Source organism: Amycolatopsis sp. NPDC005961 (genome assembly GCF_040629235.1).
Lineage (GTDB): Bacteria > Actinomycetota > Actinomycetes > Mycobacteriales > Pseudonocardiaceae > Amycolatopsis > Amycolatopsis camponoti.
Genome location: NZ_JBEXVF010000029.1, coordinates 42571 through 56076, shown reverse-complemented (window position 1 = coordinate 56076; position 13506 = coordinate 42571). Strand labels below are relative to the sequence as shown.

Sequence of the window (13506 nt, the reverse complement as noted above, 5' to 3'; positions counted from 1 at the left end):
GGCGGTGCCGCGCAACAGACCCGACTGTAATCCGAACCCCCATCACGCGCTCCCGACCGGTACCCCGGCCGGGTCCGCCAGGTCGACATGGTGACTTTCGCGCAGCACGAGCACGCACAGCACCGTGACGAGGCAGCAGGCCGCGATCACCGCGGAGATCACCCCCGTTCCCGAACCGGCCACGGCCGCGAACACCACCGGGCCGATCCCCGCGCCGAGCCCGGCGATCTGGTAGCCGAGGGACGCGCCCGTGTAGCGGGTGCGGGTGGCGAACAGCTCCGTGTACAGCGCGGCCAGCGGCCCGTACATCGCCGGGTGCGCGATCGACTGCCCCAGCACGAGGGCCAGCGTCAGCAGCCCGGCCGAACCGCTGTCGATCAGCGGGAACAACAGGAACCCGACGACGCCGGTGGCCAGCGCCCCGGCGATGACGACGGGACGCCGCCCGACGCGGTCGGACAGCGCCGAGAAGCCGATGATGCCGGCCACCGCGCCGACCGAGGACACCGTGATCGCGTTGAGCACGGTCTGGCGGGTGAATCCCGCGTGGACGGCGTAGGAAAGGACGTACGTGGTGAGCGTGCCCTGGGCGACGAACGCACCGAAACCCACGCCGATGGCCAGGAGCAGGTTCTTCGGGTGGCGGCGCAGCACCTCCAGCAGCGGCGCCCCGGCGGAGCGGTCGGCCGCGGCGAACACCGGGGTCTCGTCGACCTTCAGCCGGATGAACAGGCCGATGGCCAGCAGCACGACGCTGAGCAGGAACGGCACCCGCCAGCCCCACGCGAGGAACTGCGCGTCGGTCGTCACCGCGCCCATCAGCGTGAGCAGCAGCGTGGAGACCACCATCCCGCTGGGCGCGCCGGCGTTGGTGAAGCTCGCCCACAGGCCGCGGCGGCTGGTCGCGTGCTCGGCCGACATCAGCACCGCGCCGCCCCACTCTCCGCCGACGGCGATGCCCTGCAGCACGCGCAGCACGATCAGCAGCACCGGCGCCCACACGCCGATCTGCGCGTAGGTCGGCAGGACGCCGATCAGCGTGCTCGCGACGCCCATCATCGTCATCGTGATCACGAGCATCCGCTTGCGCCCCAGCAGATCGCCGAAGTGCCCGAAGATGATCCCGCCGATCGGCCGTGCGAGGTAACCGGTGGTGAAGGTGCCGAGGCTGGCGACCGTGCCGAGCACCGGATCCAGGTTCGAGAAGAAGACCTTGTTGAACACCACCGCCGACGCGGTCGCGTAGAGGAGGAAGTCGTAGTACTCGATCACGCTGCCGAAGTAGCTGGAGAGCACCGCGCGGCGCAGCTGCGCCCGCGATCGGAGGTTGTCCGCCATCGCATCCTGCCTCGTCGCCGACCCCACGTGACCCACGTCACGCCGCGAGGAACGTTAAGCACTTTGGTGACCACCGTCAAGACACTGCCCAACATCGGCTGGGGGCTTATGCTCGCGACGTGAGTGATCCGGCCGTCTCCGCCGCCGAGGGCATCGGCGCCGACACCCCGCGTCCGCAGACGCTGCTGCTCACGTTCTTCGGCGGCCACGTCCTCGACCGCCGGATCCACGTCGCCACCGCGAGCGTGCTCGACGTGCTCGAGCGCGTCGGCGTCTCCGAGCACGCCACCCGGTCCACGCTGAGCCGCATGGCCCGGCGCGGCCTGCTGCACCGGGCGCGCCGCGGGCGGCACGTCTACTTCGGCCTCACCGAACGGTCACGCGCGATCCTGCACGACGGCGAGCTGCGCATCTGGCGCGCCGGCGCGGTCAACCGGCAGTGGGACGGCACCTGGACGCTGCTCGGTTTTTCGATGCCCGAGTCGTGGCAGCGCCAGCGGCACGCCCTGCGGTCGAGGCTGCTGTGGGCCGGCTTCGGGAGCTTGCAGGGCGGCCTGTGGATCGCCCCGGGCGAGGTCGACCCGGTCCCGTTGCTCGACGGCCTCGGCGCGGACGCCCACGTGAAGGTGTTCCAGGCCCGGGCGCTGCCGCCCACCGAGGTCGCCGGGATCGTCCGGGAGGCCTGGGACACCGACGGCCTGGCCGCGCGCTACCGGGCGTTCCTGGCGCGCTGGCAGGACCCGGAGTCCCAGGCACCGGACAGCCTGGCCCGCGACCTGCTCCTGGAGTCCGACTGGCTGCAGACCATCCGCGACGACCCGCGGCTGCCCCGCGAGCACCTGCCGGCGGACTGGCCCGCCGAGCCGGCGCAGGAGCTGTTCTACGCGCTGAGCAAGGAACTGAGGCCCGCGGCCCGCACGATCGCGGCGGAGATCCTCGACTCGATCACCGACGAGCAAGCCGACGCCTGAGCCGGGGAGCGAACGGCTCGCTCCCCGGCTCGGGCCGGGTTCAGCGCGTGCAGACGAAACTCGAGGCCAGGTTCGGATCGCCGGCGCGGTACCGGGGCCACTCCGGGTACGCGCAGAGCGGCCGGGTCCGAGCGTGGCTGAGATCCGTCACGACCGGGTTCGCCGGCGGTTGCCCCCGGTCGACCCAGCGCTCCAGCGCCGAGAGCGAATCCCACGCCGCGGCCACCGCCGGGGTGCCGAAGTTCGCGTGGTTCGCTCCGGGCACGACGTAGTACCGCAGGAAGGCGTCGGTCGCCCGCGGGCCCACCGTCTCGCGCACCCGCTGGTAGTAGTCCGTCGTCGAGTACGGCGAGACCAGCTCGTCCGCGGCGCCGTGGAGCAGGATCAGCTTGCCACCGGCCCGGGCGAACGGGCGCAGGTCCGCGTTGTTGCGGTCCTCTGTTGTGGACAGTGCGCTGATCCGGTCGAGCCACTTCCCCGGGTGCCGGGGATCCACGTCGAGCGAGTTGTACCGCGGGTCCCTGGTCAGGAAGTACTTGACCCACTGGTCCCAGTACTGCATCCCGTAGCCGCTCGTGACCGGCATGGGATTGGCCGGTGCCGTGGTGCCGAAGCCGAGGAACGGCGTCCGCATGTCCGCCCCCGACAGGAACGGGAAGCCCGGGTACTGCGTCTCGCCGCTGGCGATCCGGTACGGCCACCGGAACGGCGACGACATGGCGGTCACCGCCGCGATCTGCGGATCCGACAGGCACGCCGGACCCGCGTCGGTACCGCCCGGGCAGCGGAGCGAACGAGGATCGAAGTGGCACGCACCCGGGTTCGAGACGACCTGGTCCCGGAGGCCGTCCAGCCCGTCGCACGCGGAGATGACGCTGGTGTAGAGCAACGTCTGCTTGTCCACCCCGGGAAACGCTCCCGGACGCGACAGGACCTGCACCAGGTACCCCAGGTCGAGGATCTCGGCCATGTTGTTCCAGGCCGGAAAGGCCGAGATCACCCCGTCGAACGCGGTCGGCCACCGCTGGGCCACGTTGAGCGCCTCGCGGCCGCCGGTCGATCCGCCGGAGAAGAACACCTCCGCGGGCGAAGCCGCGTAACCGCGCCGGATGAGGAACCGGCTCGCGTCGAGGGTCTTCTTGAGGGCGTCACCGGCCGCGAAGTTCACCAGGGCCTCGTCGTTCGCGCCGAACGACCCGTCCAGCGACGGCGGGGACGCCGGGTTCTGCTGGTGGCCGGAGTCGCTCGCGAACGTCGCGTACCCCCGGGCCAGCGGCACCGGCTGGTCGGCCGGGCCGAACGGCACGTTCGACGCCGGATCGGGAATCGTGCCGTTGTAGCCGCCGCCACCGAACATCAGCGCACGGTGGTTCCACTCCGACGGCAGGTCGAGGCGCATCTTGATGGCGGGCGCGGCCGGGTCGACGGGGAAGAGGTCGGCGTCGACCTGGCAGAACCGGATCGTCCTGCCGCTGACGACGGCGGTCGTGTCCACCGCCGCCGTGACCCGGCCGCCGGTCGTCGGCAGGCTCATCACCGACGCGGGGATCTTCAGCTGGTTCAGCGCGGCGCACCCCGGCACCACCGTCGTCGTCGCGGACGCCGGCCCGGCCACCGCGGTCGCCACCAGGAGCGTCATCACCGGCAGGGCCAGCCGGCGCGTTGTCCTTTTCACTCCTGCCTCATTTCGCCGAGTAGAGGTGCGTGCCGGGGACGGCGTGCGGATCGGCACGGACCTCGGCGGGGTTCGTCTCCGGCAGGAACCACGCGCTGGCGAAGGTGACCAGCCCCATCAGCATGATGTAGCCGGCGACCGCCAGGGTGTTCCCGGTCCCCGCGATGAGCGCGGTCATCAGGAACGGCGTGCCGCCGCTGACGATGATCGCGGACAGCTGGTAGGCCAGCGACGCACCCGAGTAGCGGACTCCCGGTGCGAAGAGCTCGCCGAGGAAGCTCGCGATCGGGCCGTAGGTGAGGGTCTGGAAGATGAAACCCACCGTCACCGCGACGAAGATCAGCGGCAGCGAGGCGGTGCCGACGAGCCCGAAGTACGGGAAGGCCCACACCGCGACGCCCAGCCCGCCGATCAGGATCAGCGGCCGGCGGCCCACCTTGTCCGAGAGGTGGCCGGACCACGGGATGACCACGAGCATCGCCACGGACGCGAGCAGCACGACCGCGAGCAGGGAATTGCGCTTGAGCCCCAGAGAACCGGTGCCGTAGCTCAACAGCCCGGAGATGCTGACGTAGAACAGGCTGTTGGTGGCGGACAGGAGCCCGCAGCCGAGCAGGATGGTGCCCCACTTGCTGCGCAGGACCTGCGCCAGCGGAGCCCGGCCCGCCGGGCCGTCGGACTTCGCTTCCCGTTGCAGCTCGCGGAACTCCGGCGTGTCCTCGACCTTGGCCTGGATGTAGAGGACCACCGAGAACATCACGACGCTGAGCAGGAACGGGATCCGCCAGCCCCAGCTGAGGAACGCGGCGTCCGGCATCAGGCCGCTGGCCGCCACGAAGATCAGGTTCGACAGGATCACGGCGACCGGAACGCTGGTCTGGCCGAACGTCCCGGCGAAGCCGCGTCGCTTGGGCCCGGCGGATTCGGTGAGCAGGAGCACGATGCCGCCCCACTGGCCGCCGGTCGCGAGCCCCTGGATGAAGCGCAGGATGACCAGCAGCGTCGGGGCCAGCGCACCGACCGACGCCGCCGTGGGCAGGCAGCCGATCAGGAAGGTCGCGGCCCCCATCACCGCCAGGCAGGCGACGACGACCGGCTTGCGCCCGTACTTGTCGCCGAGGTGCCCGGCGAGCACCCCGCCGACCGGCCGGGCGACGAAGCCCGCCCAGAACGTGCTGAAGGCGAGCAGGGTCCCGGTCAGCGCCGAAGAGTGCGGGAAGAACACCTTCGGGAACACCAGGGCGGCCGCGGTGCCGTAGAGGAAGAAGTCGTACCACTCGATCGAACTGCCGACGAGCCCCGCGGCCAGCAGCTTGCGGAAGGCCCGGCGCCGAACCGGGGACGAACCGGCGTCGGCGTGGCCGGGCTGTCCTTCGGGTTGGGTGAGGGGAACTGTCATGGATGCCGCCTTCGTCGTTGAGCGCAGCCCGGTGATGGCGGTCATGTTAGGGCGCCCGTTACGCTGGGGTTGAGGTGTGGACCACCCACTCCTGCCCCCGAATCGGTGGCGCTTTCGTCCACCCGAATCCGAACCTGGAGAGCACTGTGGCCAACGGATCCGGTACGGCGGAGACACGCCGGCAGCGGGAACTGGCGTCGTTGTACGCGACCGTCAAGTCGCTCACCGCGCTGGGCGGCCTCGACGAGGTCCTGCAGTCGATCGTCCACCACGCCCACGACCTGATCGGCACGGACTTCACGTACCTCTCGCTGGTCGGCGCCGACGGCAGGCTGTCGGCCCGTGCGGCGGAGGGCACGGTCTCCCCCACCTTCCTGGCGGCGGCCATCCCGACGAGGGTGGGGCTGGGCGGCAAGGTGCTGGCCTCCCGGAGCCCGCACTGGGTGCGCGACTACGCCGCGTCGACCCTGATCGAGCACGATCCCGACTTCGACCGCCTGGTCACGACCGAGGAGCTCGTCGCGCTGCTCGGGGTGCCGCTGGTCATCCGGGGCGAGGCGGTGGGCGCCCTGTTCGCCGCGGACCGCTCCGAGCGGTCGTTCCAGGCCGACGAAATCGCGCTGCTGAACGCGTTCGCCGATCACGCCGCGGTGGCCCTCGACAACGCCCGGCTCTACGAGGAGAGCCGGACCGCGCTGCAGGAACTCCAGGTCGCGTACCGGAAGAGCGAACGGGCGCAAGCGATCCACGAAGCACTGACCGGTGCCGTGCTGGGCGGCGGGACGCCGGGCGACGTCGCGCAGCTCCTCGCCGACCAGCTCGGCGGGAGCGTCACGCTGCTCGACCACACCGGCGCCGCGGTCGCCCGCCGGGACTCGGCGTCGAGCCCGTGCCCTGGCCCGTCGGAGGCCGCCCTTTCCGGCGCCGTCGAGGACGCGCGGCGCTCGGGCCGCTGCACCTTCGCGGCCGGTGCCGGCGGCGCCGCCCTCAGCGTCGCCGCGATCCAGGCGGGCGACAGCTACCTCGGCGCGCTGGCCTGGAACCGGAAACCCGCCGACGGCCAGGACGTCCCGGACGCGATGGACCTGCGCACCCTCGAGCGCGCCACCCACATCCTCGGGCTGCTCATCCTCAAGGAGCGGGCCGTCGCCGACGCCGGCGAGCGGCTGAGCGGCGAGCTGCTGACCGAGCTCATGGTCGGCGGGCCCGGCATCAGCACGGCGCAGCGCGCCCGCGCCCGGGCCCGCAACATCGACGTCGACGGCCTGGACCTGGTCCTCGTCGCGGACTCCCCCACCGTCGCGGCGACCGACCTCGCGCGCCACCTGCACGACATCGCCCGGAACCGCGGCGGACTGGCGGGCGAGCACCTCGGCCGGGCCACGCTGGTCCTCCCCGGCGGGGACGACGAGCGGACCGCCGAGGAAGTCCACAGTGGACTGCGACGCACCCTGGGCGGCCCGCTCGTCGTCATCGGGGAACGGGCGGTCGACCACGACTGGTCCCGCGCCTTCTCCCTCGCCGGGCGCTGCGGCGCGGTGGTGCGCGCGCTCGGGCACACCGACCTGGGCACCACCACGCGCCGGTACGCGCTGTACGCCATGGTCTTCGACCCCGAGCGGGCCGGCGAGCTCGACGGCTTCCTCGCCGGCTCCATCGGTGCGCTCCTCGACTACGACCGGCGGCGGGGCACCGGCCTCGTCGACACCCTGAGCGCCTACTACGTCCACCACGCGAACGTCGCGGCGACGGCCCGGGCGTTGCACCTGCACGTCAACACCCTGCTCAAGCGGCTGGACCGGGCCGGCACCGTCCTCGGCCTCGACTGGCGGCGCGAGAACGACCTGGAGCTGCGGCTCGGGCTCCGGCTGCACCAGCTGCGGGCGAGCACGCGATCGTGAAGCGCCTCAGGCGATCCGCGCCGAGTCCCGCAGGGCGATCTTCGAGAGCTTGCCGGTGCCCGTCTTGGGCAGCGTGGCCAGGAAGACGAACTCGTCGGGCAGCCACCACTTGGCGACCATCGGCGTGATGTGCCGCAGGAGGTCCTCGGCCGTCGCCGCGCTGCCTTCGCGCAGGGCGACGTACGCGACGGGGCGTTCCATCCACCGCGGGTCCGGCCGGGCGATCACGGCGACCTCGACGACGTCGGGGTGGGAGGCGATGGCACCTTCCAGTTCGACCGACGAGATCCACTCGCCACCGGACTTGATCAGGTCCTTCATCCGGTCCACGAGCCGCAGGTAGCCCTCGGCGTCGAGGGTGGCCAGGTCTCCGGTGCGCAGCCAGCCGTCGCCGGTGAAGCTGCTTTCGGAGTCCACGCGGTAGTAGGCACCCGCCACCCACGGGCCGGCCACCTGCAGCTCGCCGACGGCCTCGCCGTCGCGCGGCAGCTCCTGGCCCGTCTCGACGTCGACGACCCGCACGTTCACCAGCGGCAGTGGCTGGCCCTGGGCGGCCCGCACCGCCAGCTGTTCCGCCTCGCTCGCGTCCCGGTGCTGGGTGCGCGTGCCCCCGATGACGCCGACGGGACTGACCTCCGTCATCCCCCAGGAATGGGTGATGGGCACGCCGATCGCGGTGCGGTAGGTCTCCGACAGCGCCGGCGGGACGGCGGAGCCGCCACCGAGCAGGAACCGCGTGGCGCTCAGGTCGTAGGCCGCCAGCCGCGGGGCCAGGCTCGTCCAGACGGTGGGCACGGCCCCGGCGACGGTCACCCGCTCGGCCGCCATCAGCCGCAGCAGGTGGTCCGGGTCCGCCGACGCGCCGGGCAGGACCAGGGCGGCGCCCGCCATCATCGCGCCGTAGGGCAGGCCCCAGGCGCTGGCGTGGAACATGGGCACGATCGGCAGCACGACGTCGCTCTCGCTGAGGCCGATGAGACCGGCGGCGAGCGTGCCCAGGCAGTGCAGGACCGTCGAGCGGTGGCTGTAGAGCACGCCCTTCGGCGGCCCGGTCGTCCCGGAGGTATAGCACAGCCCGGAGGCCAGGTTCTCGTCCGCGAGCGTGAACGCGTCCTCGAAGGAGCCTTCGAACGGCTCGGCCGCGGCGATCAGCTCGTCGTAGTGGGAGATCCGGGGGTCCGCCGGGATCGCGGTGTCGGTGCCGTCGGGCAGGACCACCCAGTGCCGCACCGGCGGCAGCCGGTCGGCGCTGGGCCAGATGCGCGGCAGCAGCCCGCGATCGACGAACACGACGTCGTCCTCGGCGTGGTTCACGATGTACTCGAGGTGCTCCGCCGGCAGCCGGATGTTGATCGAGTGCAGCACCCGCTTGGTGGCCGGTACCGCGAGGTAGAGCTCCAGGTGACGCCGGCTGTTGCTCGCGAAGGTGGCGACCCGGGCGCCGGCCGGGACGCCGAGGGCGTCCAGCGCGGTGGCGAGACGCCGGGCGTTGGCGGCCACTTCGGCGTAGGTGAGCCGCTCGGAACCGGCCGTCACGACGGGCTTGTGCGCGAAAAGCCGCTCCGCGCGGTCGAGGATGTGCGCGATCGTGAGCGGCCGCGGCTGCATCAGCCCGTGCACGGCGTCGCCTCCGCGAGCGGCTCCGGGGACGCGCGCTTGTTCAGGCATGTTCGGCTCTTTCGGTCGGCGGGTCCGGCCCCGGAGACGGGGCCCGGCGCTCGGTGCGCGTGTCACTCTAAGTGCGCGTTACGGCGGAAGTGAGGGTGGAATCTTCCACTGATCCCGGCGATCCAGCGTGTTTTAACCACACCACTCCCGAGTGCGGGCTTCGTCCGGCCGTGCCGATGCACGCCCATTCGCCGGGCGCCCGAAACTCCTCACAACCGTTGCGTCGCAACAGAACTTCGTACATCCGTCAGGTGACGGATGTCTGCCTTTACCTGTGTAAAGAAGCATTGCTCTACGGAGTACGCCGCTCCGGACCTCCACCCCCGAGGAGGAGCGATGTTCCGTGCTACGACCGTCTCCACGGCCGTGATTTTCGTCCTCGCCATCAACTTGAGACCGGCCGTGACCAGCCTGGGTGCGGCCCTCCCGGACATCTCCGTCGCCAGTGCCCTCGTCGCCGCCGTGCTCGTCGCGCTGCCCCTGTGGGCGATCGGCCTCGGCGGCTGGGCGACACCGTGGCTGTGCGGCCGCCTGGGCACGCACCGGACCGTCACCGTCGCGCTCCTCGGACTGGTGCTGTCACTGGCCGGCCGGGTGCTCGGCGGCTCGATACCTCTCCTGGTCGGGACCGCGCTCGCGTGCCTGGCCATCGCCGTGCTCGGCACCATGCTCCCGCTGCTGGCCAACGGATCCGCCGCCTTCACCCTCGGACTCGGGCTCGGCAGTACCGCCGGCGCCCTGGTCACGCCCGCGGTGGTGCTGTCGTCTTCGTGGCGGATCGGCCTCGGCCTCTGGGCGGTCGTGGCCCTGCTGGCCCAGCAGGTGTGGCGGCGCACCCCCGGCGAGTTCGTGTCGCCGCGAGCGGCCTCCGGGTGGGTGCCCGCCTCCGCCCTGACCATCCACTTCGGGCTCATCTCGACGGTGACGTTCCTGGTCATGGGCTGGCTCCCGGGCATCCTGCGCAGCGCGGGAGTCCCGCCGGCGACCGCGGGTGCGTGCCTCGCGCTGTCGATGGCCATGGGGCTGCCCATGATGTGGCTCGTCCCCGGCTGGACCCGCCGGTGGCGCAACCAGACCCTGCTCGTCGTCACCCTGGCCGTGCCCAACGTCATCGGCGTCGCCGGCCTGCTCCTCGCCCCGGCGGCCGCGCCCTGGCTGTGGGCAGCGGCGACCGGCACGGGCATGGGAGCGCTCGCGTTCGGGCTGACGACGATCTCGTTGCGCAGCAAGGGCAGCTCACTCGCCCTGTCCGCGGTGGTCCAGGGCGTCGGCTACGTCATCGCCGGGTTCGGGGTGCTGGCCTGCGGGTGGCTGCACACGTTCACCGGCACCTGGCGGACGCCGTTGCTGCTGGTGCTGGCGATCCTGCTCGGCCAGGTCGTCAGCGGGCACGTCGCGGTGACGCGCCGGACGCCGGCGGCGCCGGTGCCGCGCGCTCTCACCGTGCGGCCCCACGACAGCGCGCCGGAGGCCGCCTGACCATCCACTTAGGACACCGGACCGCCCCGGGCTCAGCCCGAGGCGGTCTGGTTGCGGCCGGCTTCCCGCGCGATGTCGATGCGCGAGTTCACCCCGAGCTTGGTCAGGATGTGCGACACGTGCGTGCCGACCGTGCGCGGGGACAGGTAGAGCCGGCCCCCGATCTGCGGGTTCGACAGGCCTTCCACCACGAGCGCGGCGATCTTGCCCTCGGTCGGGGTCAGGCTGTCCCAGCCGTGCGTGGCCTGCCGGTGCTTCGCCGTCGGGCCGCGCCGGATGCCGAACACCCGGAACTGGGCGCGCAGCCTCGCCACGTCCCATTGGGCGTCCAGCTCCGCGTAGAGGTCCACGGCGTGGGTGAAGGCGGCCCGCGCCGGGCCGCGGTCTTCGGCCTCGGCGCTCGCGAAGGCGAACGCGGCCGCTTCCAGCGCCTTGGCGCGGGACAGCGGCCGGCCCGCGTCGCGGTAGCCGTCGGCGGCTCGCAGCAACGCCGTCGGGTCCTGCTCGAGCAGACCTCGGCAGTACAGGGCCAGCGCCAGCCGGTGCGGCACCGTGGAGCCGTCGGCGATCGCCCGGGCCCTGGCCTCGATCTCCGCGGCCGTTCCCCGGTCGCCGATCGCCGTGGCCAGCCGCGCGGCGTCGCCCAGGAGGTCCTCCCCCGCGTCTTCGCCGGTCAGCACGTCGGTCAGCACGCTGAGCGCCTGCTCGGGCACGCCGGCGTGCTCGAAGGCGAGACAGCGGGCCCGCACCAGGGGCTCCACGACCCGGTCGCCGATGCGCTCCGAGTACGGCTCCGCGATTTCGAGGTGTTTGAGCGCCGCCGCCGTCTCGCCGCGGTGGAAGTGGATGATCGCGGCGACGCCGTGGTCGCAGCACACCACGCTCGGGTCCTTGCGCTCGTCCGGGACGACGTCGACCTCGGCCAGTGCGTCGTCCCACCGGCCGGCCCCCAGCAGCAGCTGCCCGAGCGCGCTCTGGACCTGGTTCAGCCGCACGGCACTGCCGGTGCGGTCGGCCAGCTCCCGCGCCCGCCCGGCCGCGGCGAGCGCGTCGGTGTAGCGGTCGAGCGCGCCGAAGGTGACCGACTGGTTGATGCGCAGCAGCAGGGTGAGGTCGATCAGCGCCGGGTCGCCCCGCACGATGACCATCGCGCGCTCGAACAGCGGCAACGCGCCCGTCCAGTCGCCGCGCATCATCGCGACCAGGCTCAGCACGTGCAGCGCCCACCCGGTCGCCCAGCGGTCTTCGACCGCGCCGAGCTCCGCCAGCGCCGCGGTGGCGACCCGGCCCGCGGTGTCGACCTCGCCGAGGTCGCGGTGCGTGCGCGCGATGAGCACCAGCAGCCTGGCCCGGTGCCGGGCTTCCAGGCCCGGTTGCTCCAAGGCTTCGTTCAGCGTGGCGAGGGACTCCGCGGAGCGGCCGGTCATCCCGTGGCACTGCACGACCGTCGTGTGCAGGTCGACGACCACGTCGGGGTCGCGGACGCGGTCCAGTGCGCGGCAGGCGATCCGCTCGGCCTGGGCGACGTTGCCCACCCGGTAGTACGCGTCGGCCAGCCGGCAGGCCAGCGCGCCGGTCACGGCGTCGTCGAGCGGGGCGTCCCGCACCGCCCGGCGCAGGAGCGCGACGGCGGCCACGGGAGCCTGGCCGATCAGCGGCGTGGCCACGTCGAGCAGCCACTTCACGGCCCAGGCGGGCACCGGCACGCGACTGTCCGTTGTGGACACCATGGGCAGCAGCTGCCGCGCGACCCGCTCCACCGGCGCGCGCGCCTCGGCCAGCGCCCAGGCGGCGGACTGGTGCCAGGCGATCCGGACCGCCGTCGGCATCTCGTCGTACAACGCCCGGCGGATCAGCGTGTGCCGGAACGCGAGGTCGTCCCCGGCCGCGACCAGCACGCCGGCGGCACGGGCCTCGTCGAGGGCGGGCATCAGGTCGGCGAGCGAGCTGTTCGTCACGGTCACCAGGTCCGCGACCGAGAAGCCGTCCCCGAGCAGCGCCGCCGCCCGCAGCACGGTCCGCGCCGCCTCGGACAGGAAGCCCAGCCGGTCCGCGATCGCCTCCGGCAGGGAGTCCGGCGTGGCCGTGCCGGTCAGCTCCGCGACGCCCGCCGGGTCGACTTCCACGCACGAGCTCCGGGACAGCGCGTCGAGCAGTTCGGTGAGGTACAACGGGTTCCCGGCGGCGCCGGCGGCGAGCTCCTCCAGCCGGGTGCCGGGTCTGCCGCCGGCCAGCTCCGCCACCAGCTCGAGGGCCGCCGGCTCCGCCAGCCGGCCCAGCCGCAGCCGCTCGGCCGGGGGGACGACCCGGAACAGCGACCGGAGGTCGTCGCGGCGCGGCACCGGACGCAGCACCCCGACCAGGAGCAGCGGAAGCCGCCGGACCGAGCGGGCGATCCGGGCCCACACCGCCACCGTCGTGCGATCGGCCCACTGCAGCTCGTCGACGACCAGCACGGCCGGGCCGGCCTGGCAGAGCTCGTCCACCAGCGCGATCAGCTGCTCGGCGGCCGCGGCGGCGAGGTCGGCACCCTTGCCCGCGACGGCTTCGCCGCCCAGCAGCTCGGCGATGGCGTCACGACGGGGATCCCGTGTCACCGGCGCGATCCGCAGGGCGTCCAGGAGCGGCAGCAGCGGCAGCGCCTGCCCGAGCTCGTCACCGGCTCCCCAAAACACCTGGCAGCCGGCCTCCTCGGCCACGGCGACGGAAGCGCGGACCAGTGCGGACTTTCCGATGCCCGGCTCGCCGTCCACCAGCACCGCGCGGCCACGGCCCTGGACCGCTTCACGAATCCAGGCGGCCAGCCGGGACAGCTCGTCATCCCGACCGACCAGAAGCTCGGAACCGTCCGTGAGCGGTCGCACACCGGCGATAATAGAAGGAAAAACGTTACCCAACAAGAGGTATGCTTGGGCAGCCCGGATCGGCAGCCGCAGCCCCTCCGGAAACCGTCCATTTCGATGAATTTTCCCGTTCTGTGATCACAGCGTGATTCCACCACCCGGCATTGACAGGGCATCATCTGCCCACCGGCCGCCGGTCGCTCCGGCACCACAAAAGGTCCGCCATCCCGAA

8 protein-coding genes are annotated in these 13506 nt (G+C 72.5%); 3 read left to right on the top strand and 5 right to left on the bottom strand.

The window, feature by feature from the left end; genetic code table 11:
- Window positions 1–42: 42 nt before the first annotated feature.
- Complete coding sequence (locus tag ABZ342_RS25185; RefSeq protein ID WP_360477453.1) at window positions 43–1338, bottom strand: MFS transporter; 1296 nt, start codon at window positions 1336–1338, stop codon at window positions 43–45.
- A 119-nt stretch (window positions 1339–1457) separates the two neighbouring features.
- Here ABZ342_RS25185 and ABZ342_RS25180 point away from each other — a divergent pair, with 119 nt between their 5' ends.
- On the top strand, window positions 1458–2309 hold the full coding sequence (locus ABZ342_RS25180) for a PaaX family transcriptional regulator C-terminal domain-containing protein (protein ID WP_360477450.1): 852 nt from the start codon (window positions 1458–1460) through the stop codon (window positions 2307–2309).
- A 40-nt stretch (window positions 2310–2349) separates the two neighbouring features.
- On the opposite strand, the gene ABZ342_RS25175 is transcribed toward ABZ342_RS25180, so the two are convergent.
- On the bottom strand, window positions 2350–3984 hold the full coding sequence (locus ABZ342_RS25175; RefSeq protein WP_360477447.1) for a tannase/feruloyl esterase family alpha/beta hydrolase: 1635 nt from the start codon (window positions 3982–3984) through the stop codon (window positions 2350–2352).
- A 7-nt stretch (window positions 3985–3991) separates the two neighbouring features.
- Window positions 3992–5383 (bottom strand): MFS transporter, encoded by a 1392-nt coding sequence (locus ABZ342_RS25170; protein ID WP_360477444.1) that lies wholly within the window; start codon window positions 5381–5383, stop codon window positions 3992–3994.
- A gap of 146 nt (window positions 5384–5529) precedes the next feature.
- Here ABZ342_RS25170 and ABZ342_RS25165 point away from each other — a divergent pair, with 146 nt between their 5' ends.
- Window positions 5530–7284 carry a GAF domain-containing protein gene (locus tag ABZ342_RS25165; protein WP_360477441.1) on the top strand — a complete coding sequence of 585 codons (1755 nt, stop codon included), beginning with the start codon at window positions 5530–5532 and terminating at the stop codon, window positions 7282–7284.
- Window positions 7285–7290: 6 nt separating this feature from the next.
- On the opposite strand, the gene ABZ342_RS25160 is transcribed toward ABZ342_RS25165, so the two are convergent.
- Entirely contained in the window at window positions 7291–8952 is a 1662-nt protein-coding gene (locus ABZ342_RS25160; RefSeq protein ID WP_360477438.1) for a long-chain fatty acid--CoA ligase, read from the bottom strand.
- A gap of 402 nt (window positions 8953–9354) precedes the next feature.
- Here ABZ342_RS25160 and ABZ342_RS25155 point away from each other — a divergent pair, with 402 nt between their 5' ends.
- Entirely contained in the window at window positions 9355–10431 is a 1077-nt protein-coding gene (locus ABZ342_RS25155; RefSeq protein WP_360477435.1) for an MFS transporter, read from the top strand.
- A 32-nt stretch (window positions 10432–10463) separates the two neighbouring features.
- Here ABZ342_RS25155 and ABZ342_RS25150 read toward each other — a convergent pair whose 3' ends face one another.
- Window positions 10464–13295 carry an AAA family ATPase gene (locus tag ABZ342_RS25150; protein ID WP_155546955.1) on the bottom strand — a complete coding sequence of 944 codons (2832 nt, stop codon included), beginning with the start codon at window positions 13293–13295 and terminating at the stop codon, window positions 10464–10466.
- Window positions 13296–13506 lie beyond the last annotated feature (211 nt).

What these genes read in the sequence shown, in the direction of transcription:
- ABZ342_RS25185 (WP_360477453.1), bottom strand. Translation starts at nt 1,338, where the DNA reads ATGGCGGACAACCTCCGATCGCGGGCGCAGCTGCGCCGCGCGGTGCTC.
- ABZ342_RS25170 (WP_360477444.1), bottom strand. Translation starts at nt 5,383, where the DNA reads ATGACAGTTCCCCTCACCCAACCCGAAGGACAGCCCGGCCACGCCGAC.
- ABZ342_RS25160 (WP_360477438.1), bottom strand. Translation starts at nt 8,952, where the DNA reads ATGCCTGAACAAGCGCGCGTCCCCGGAGCCGCTCGCGGAGGCGACGCC.